Genomic DNA, 5,258 nt, shown 5'->3' on the forward strand with positions numbered 1-5,258 from the left:
CGTGGTGTTGCGCCCAGGCAATGTTCAAGTCCTCCAACAGGATTCGCCAGGACACGCCGTCGACGGCCAGGTGGTGAATGATCACCGCCAGCTCACCGGTCTCGGCCACCCACAGCGCGCGCAGCATGGTTCCGGTGGCCGGATTCAGCTGGGCCCGGGCGGCCAGCAGGGCATCCTCGGAGAGCGCGTCCACCGGTTGCAAACATGCTGCGGCATCGACCAATCCGGCCTCGGGCACCCACAGCGACCAGCCGCCGGCGCCGTCGCTGTCGACGCGCAGCCGCAACATGGCGTGCCGGTCCAGCAGGGCCTGCAATACCGCCACCACGTCGCCCTCGGTGACTCCGGCCGGGGCCGACACCACGACGGTCTGGTTGAACTCGTCGATAGGGCCGCTCAGGCCCTGCAGCCAGCGAATGATCGGAGTCGCGATCACCGGCCCGACGCCTTCGTCGACCGGTCGGTCCGCACCGTCGGCCACGGCGGCTACGCGGGCCAGTCGGGCCACGGTCTGCTCGACGAAGATGTCGCGCGGCCGGCAGATCAGTCCGGCGGCGCGGGCCCGGGCCACGACTTGCATCGACAGGATGCTGTCGCCGCCGAGGTCGAAGAACGACTCGTCGACGCCGACCTGATCGAGGCCCAACACCTGCGCGTAGATGCCGGCCAGCACCTCTTCAATGGCGCTGGCCGGGGCGCGGTACGGGCCGGCGGTGTATTCGGGTGACGGCAGGGCGCGGGTGTCGAGTTTGCCGTTGGGAGTCAGCGGTAGCGCGTCGATGACCACCACCGCCGCCGGCACCATGTAGGCCGGGAGCCGCTCGACCAGCGCGGTCCGCGCCTCGGCCGGATCCGCGGTCCCCGTGATGTAGCCGACCAGGCGCTTGTCGCCGGGACGATCCTCGCGGGCGACCACCACCGCCTGCTCGACCCCGTCCAGCGCGGTCAGAGCCGTCTGGATCTCGCCGAGTTCGATGCGGTAGCCGCGGACCTTGACCTGCTCATCAGCGCGCCCGAAATATTGCAACTGCCCATCGGCGCCCCAACACACCAGATCCCCGGTGCGATACATCCGCGTCCCGGGCGCCCCGAACGGGCAGGCCATGAAGCGCGATGCGGTCAACCCTGGCCTGCGGACATACCCGACGCCCACGCCGCGGCCGGCCAGATACAACTCGCCGACCACCCCGACGGGCACCGGGTTCAGCCACGCATCCAGCACGAAGAAGGCAGCCCACGTGATCGGCGAGCCGATCGGCGGCGGCCCCGAGCCCGGTTTCAGCGGCGCGCTCTTGGACGCCCACATCGTCGTCTCGGTCGGGCCGTACACGTTCACCATCACCCGGCCCGGCGCCCACCGGTCCACCAGCTCGACGGGGCACGGCTCCGCACCGATCACCAGCGCCGCCGACTCCAACCCCTGCGGCGAGAGCACTCCCACCGCCGAGGGGGTCTGAGTCAGAACGGTGACCTGTTCGTCGACCAGCAACGTGTGGAAGTCATCCGCCGAGCGCGCGACCGAGTCGGGCACCACCACCAGCCGCCCGCCGAACAGCAAAGCGCCCCAGATCTCCCACACCGAGAAATCGAAGGCATAGGAGTGGAACTGCGTCCACACCTGGTGGGGTGCCAACTCCACGCCGATTTCCAGCGCCTCGAACATCTGAGTGACGTTGTGGTGGGTGACCGTTACACCCTTGGGCACACCGGTTGTGCCCGAGGTGTAGACGATGTGCGCGAGGTCATCAGGCGCCGGGCCCGGCAGGGCGGTATTGGGCTGGGCGTCGATGTGGGGGTCGTCGACATCGATGATCGCCAGTTCGCACCCGTCCAACCGTGAGCGCAGATCCGCCGTGGTGATCGCGGCAGTGGGCCCGGCGTCCGCGATCATGAACTCGATCCGCGCGGCGGGCAGCGCCGGATCGATCGGCAGGTACGCCGCCCCGGTTTTGAGGACCGCCAAGATCGCCACGATCGCTTCTGCCGACCGCGAAAACAGCAGTGCCACAGACTGTCCCGGCCCCGCCCCGTGCCCGGCCGTGAAATGTGCCAACCGGTTGGCGGCCTCGTCGAGCTCGCGGTAGGTCAGTGAACGGCCCTCGAAGGTCACCGCCACCGCGTCGGGGGCCCGGGCCACCTGCTGCGCGAACACAGCCGGAATCGACGTTTGGGTCGCGGGCTCGGTGAGTATCGCGCGGTTGCCGAGCTCGTTGAGGCGGGCGCGCTCTCTTGCGTCGAGCAGATCCAACGACGAGAGCCGTTGCCCCGGGTCGGCGGTCATCGCGATGAGCACCCGCTCCAACCGGGCGATCAGTGCGCGGATGCTGTCCGCGTCGAACACGTCGGTGCGAAACTCCGCCGTTCCGCCGATCCCCGCGGGCTCACCGCCCTCGCCGAAGCGTTCGGCCAGCGACAGCGCCAAATCCATCCGGGCGGTGCGGGTGTTCACCGGTAACGAGGTGACCTGCAGCCCTTCCAGCACCAGCCCGGCCGCGGGATCGCTGTCCCCGGCGAACTGCCAACCGACCATCACCTGAACCAGGGGATGGTGGGCCAGCGACCTTGACGGATTGAGCCGCTCCACAAGCACTTCGAACGGCACGTCCTGGTGCTCGTAGGCGGCCAGGCTGCGGCGGCGCACCTGGTCCAGCAGTTCGGCGGTGGTGGGATCCTCCGACACATCGACCCGCAGCACCAAGGTGTTGATGAAGAAGCCCACCAATTCGTCCAGCGCGGGGTCGCGCCGTCCGAGAATCGGGAACCCGACCGCCACGTCGGGGCTGGCGCTGATCTTCGACAACAGCACCGCCAGGGCGGCCTGAACCACCATGAAGCTGGTCGCGTTGTGCTCGCGGCCTAGTCGCGCGACCTGCCGCTGCAACTCCGGCGACCAATCCACGATGACGCTTTCGCCACGCTGATCGGCGACCGGAGGATAGGGCCGATCGGTGGGCAGCTGCAGACGCTCGGGTAGCCCCGCCAGTGCCTGCTCCCAGTAGGTCAACTGCGCTGCGATGGGGCTGTCGCCGTCGTCGAGGTCTCCCAGCTGCGCGCGCTGCCACAGCGTGTAGTCGACGTATTGCACCGGCAGCGGCGCCCAGCCGGGGGCGTGGCCCGCACACCGGCTGGCGTAGGCCACCGCCAAGTCTTTGATCAGCGAAGCGATCGACCAGCCGTCGGCGGCGATGTGGTGCACCACGGCCACCAGCACATGTTCGTCCAGGGCTTTGCGGAAAAGCGTTGCCCGCAAAGGGATCTCAGCACTCAGGTCGAAACCGTGACGTGCTGCCGTGGCGATGGCCTGATCCAGCCGCTCCGCCGGCCAGTCGTTGGCATCCACGAGATCCCAACCGAAGTCGGCGCGTTCGGGGGGCAGTACCAGTTGCTGGGGGACCCCGTCCGGCGCGGCAAGCAACGTACGCAGGCTTTCATGACGACCCACCACATCGGCGAGCGCAGCGCGCAATTCCTCGCTATCGAGGAGCCCGTTCAACCGCAATGCCGCCGCCAGGTTGTAGACGGGGGAGGGGCCCTGCAGCTGTTCGATGAACCACAACCGCTGCTGGGCGTACGACAACGGGACGACCTTAGGCCGGTCCATTCGCACCAAAGGTTGAAGCCGGCGCGAGCCCACGCCGATGCGGCGCGCCAACTTGGCGACCGTCGGCGCGTCGAAAACGGCCGGTACCGAGATGTCGGCATCCAGTGAGGCGTTGATCGTCGCCGACAAGCGCATCGCCAGCAGCGAATCCCCACCCAGGTCGAAGAATGAGTCGTCGACGCCGACGCGCTTGACACCCAACACGTCGGCGAAGATGCCCGCCACGATCTCCTCGACCGCGGTGCCCGGGGCCCGATAACCATCAACGTCAAGCGATTCGGGTGCTGGGAGGGCGCGGGTGTCGAGTTTGCCGTTGGGGGTGAGGGGCAGGGTGTCGAGGTGGATGATGGCGGCCGGGATCATGTAGGGGGGGAGTCGGTCGGCGAGTTGGGTGCGCAGGGTGGTGGGGTCGGTGGTGCCGGTGATGTAGCCGATGAGGCGTTTGTTGCCGGGGTGGTCTTCGCGGGCGATGACGGCGGCTTGGGTGACGCCGTTTAACGCGGTGAGGGCGGTGTGGATTTCGCCGAGTTCGATGCGGTAGCCGCGGATTTTGACTTGTTCGTCGGCGCGGCCCAGGTAGTGCAGTTGGTTGTCGGTGCCCCAGCGGACCAGGTCGCCGGTGCGATACATGCGTGTCCCCGGGGGCCCGGATGGGCTGGCGATGAATCGGGATGCGGTCAGCCCGGCCCGGCCCAGGTAGCCGATGGCCACGCCGGTGCCGGTGACGTACAGCTCGCCGATCACGCCGAGTGGGACGGGCCGTAGCCAGGTGTCCAGGATCATCAGGGCGGCGCCGGGCACCGGGGTGCCGATCGGCACGACGGGGCTGCCGGGGGTTAGGGGGGTGCTGATGGCCACGCACATGGTGGTTTCGGTGGGGCCGTAGGCGTTGAGCATGGTCCGCCCGGGCGCCCATTGGGTGACCAGGTCGAGGGGGCAGGCTTCCCCGACGGTGACCAAGGTGGTGGCGTCTAGGCCGTGGGGGGACAGCATCGCGACTGCGGAGGGGGTTTGGGTCAACACGCTCACCCCCTCGGCGACCAGTGTGTGGTGCAGGTCCGGCGGTGAGGTGACGGTGGTTTCGGGGATGACGACCAGGCGCCCGCCGCGCAGCAGGGCGCCAAAGATTTCCCAGACCGAGACGTCGAAGGCCAGCGAGTGACATCCCGACCACACTCCGGCGGCGGGGAGGCGGGTGTCGAGCTGGGCGAGCAAGGTGGTGACGCTGCGGTGGGTGATGGCCACCCCTTTGGGGGTGCCGGTGGTGCCCGAGGTGTAGATCAGATAGGCGATCGCCTCGGCATCAGGTGCCGGCAGTGGGGCGTTCGGTTGGGTGGCCAGGGCGGGGTCGGCGAGGTCGATGACCGCCACGTCGTGGTCCTTGAGGCGCGCGCCCAGCTCGGTGCTGGTCAGCACGACCGCCGGGGCGGCGTCAGCGAGCACGAACTGTAGGCGTTTGGCCGGCACGGTCGGGTCGATGGCCACATAGGCGGCCCCGGTTTTGAGCACCGCCACGATCGCCACGATCGCCGCGGGCGAGCGCGACACCAGCAGGGCCACACACTGGCCCGCGCCCACCCCCCGGGCGGCCAGCAGCTGGGCTAACCGGTTGGCCGCGGCATCCAACTGCCGGTAGGTCATCGACTCACCGCCCGCG

Annotated in this window: 1 protein-coding gene; it reads right to left on the reverse strand. The window is 68.9% G+C overall.

Translation table 11 applies throughout. From position 1 onward, the window contains the following. A partial coding sequence (locus JOZ00_RS21255) for a non-ribosomal peptide synthetase (RefSeq protein ID WP_293347578.1) occupies positions 1-5,258 on the reverse strand: 5,258 nt, incomplete at both ends.

The sequence above is a fragment of the Mycobacterium sp. genome (assembly GCF_019243155.1).
Classification (GTDB): Bacteria; Actinomycetota; Actinomycetes; order Mycobacteriales; family Mycobacteriaceae; genus Mycobacterium.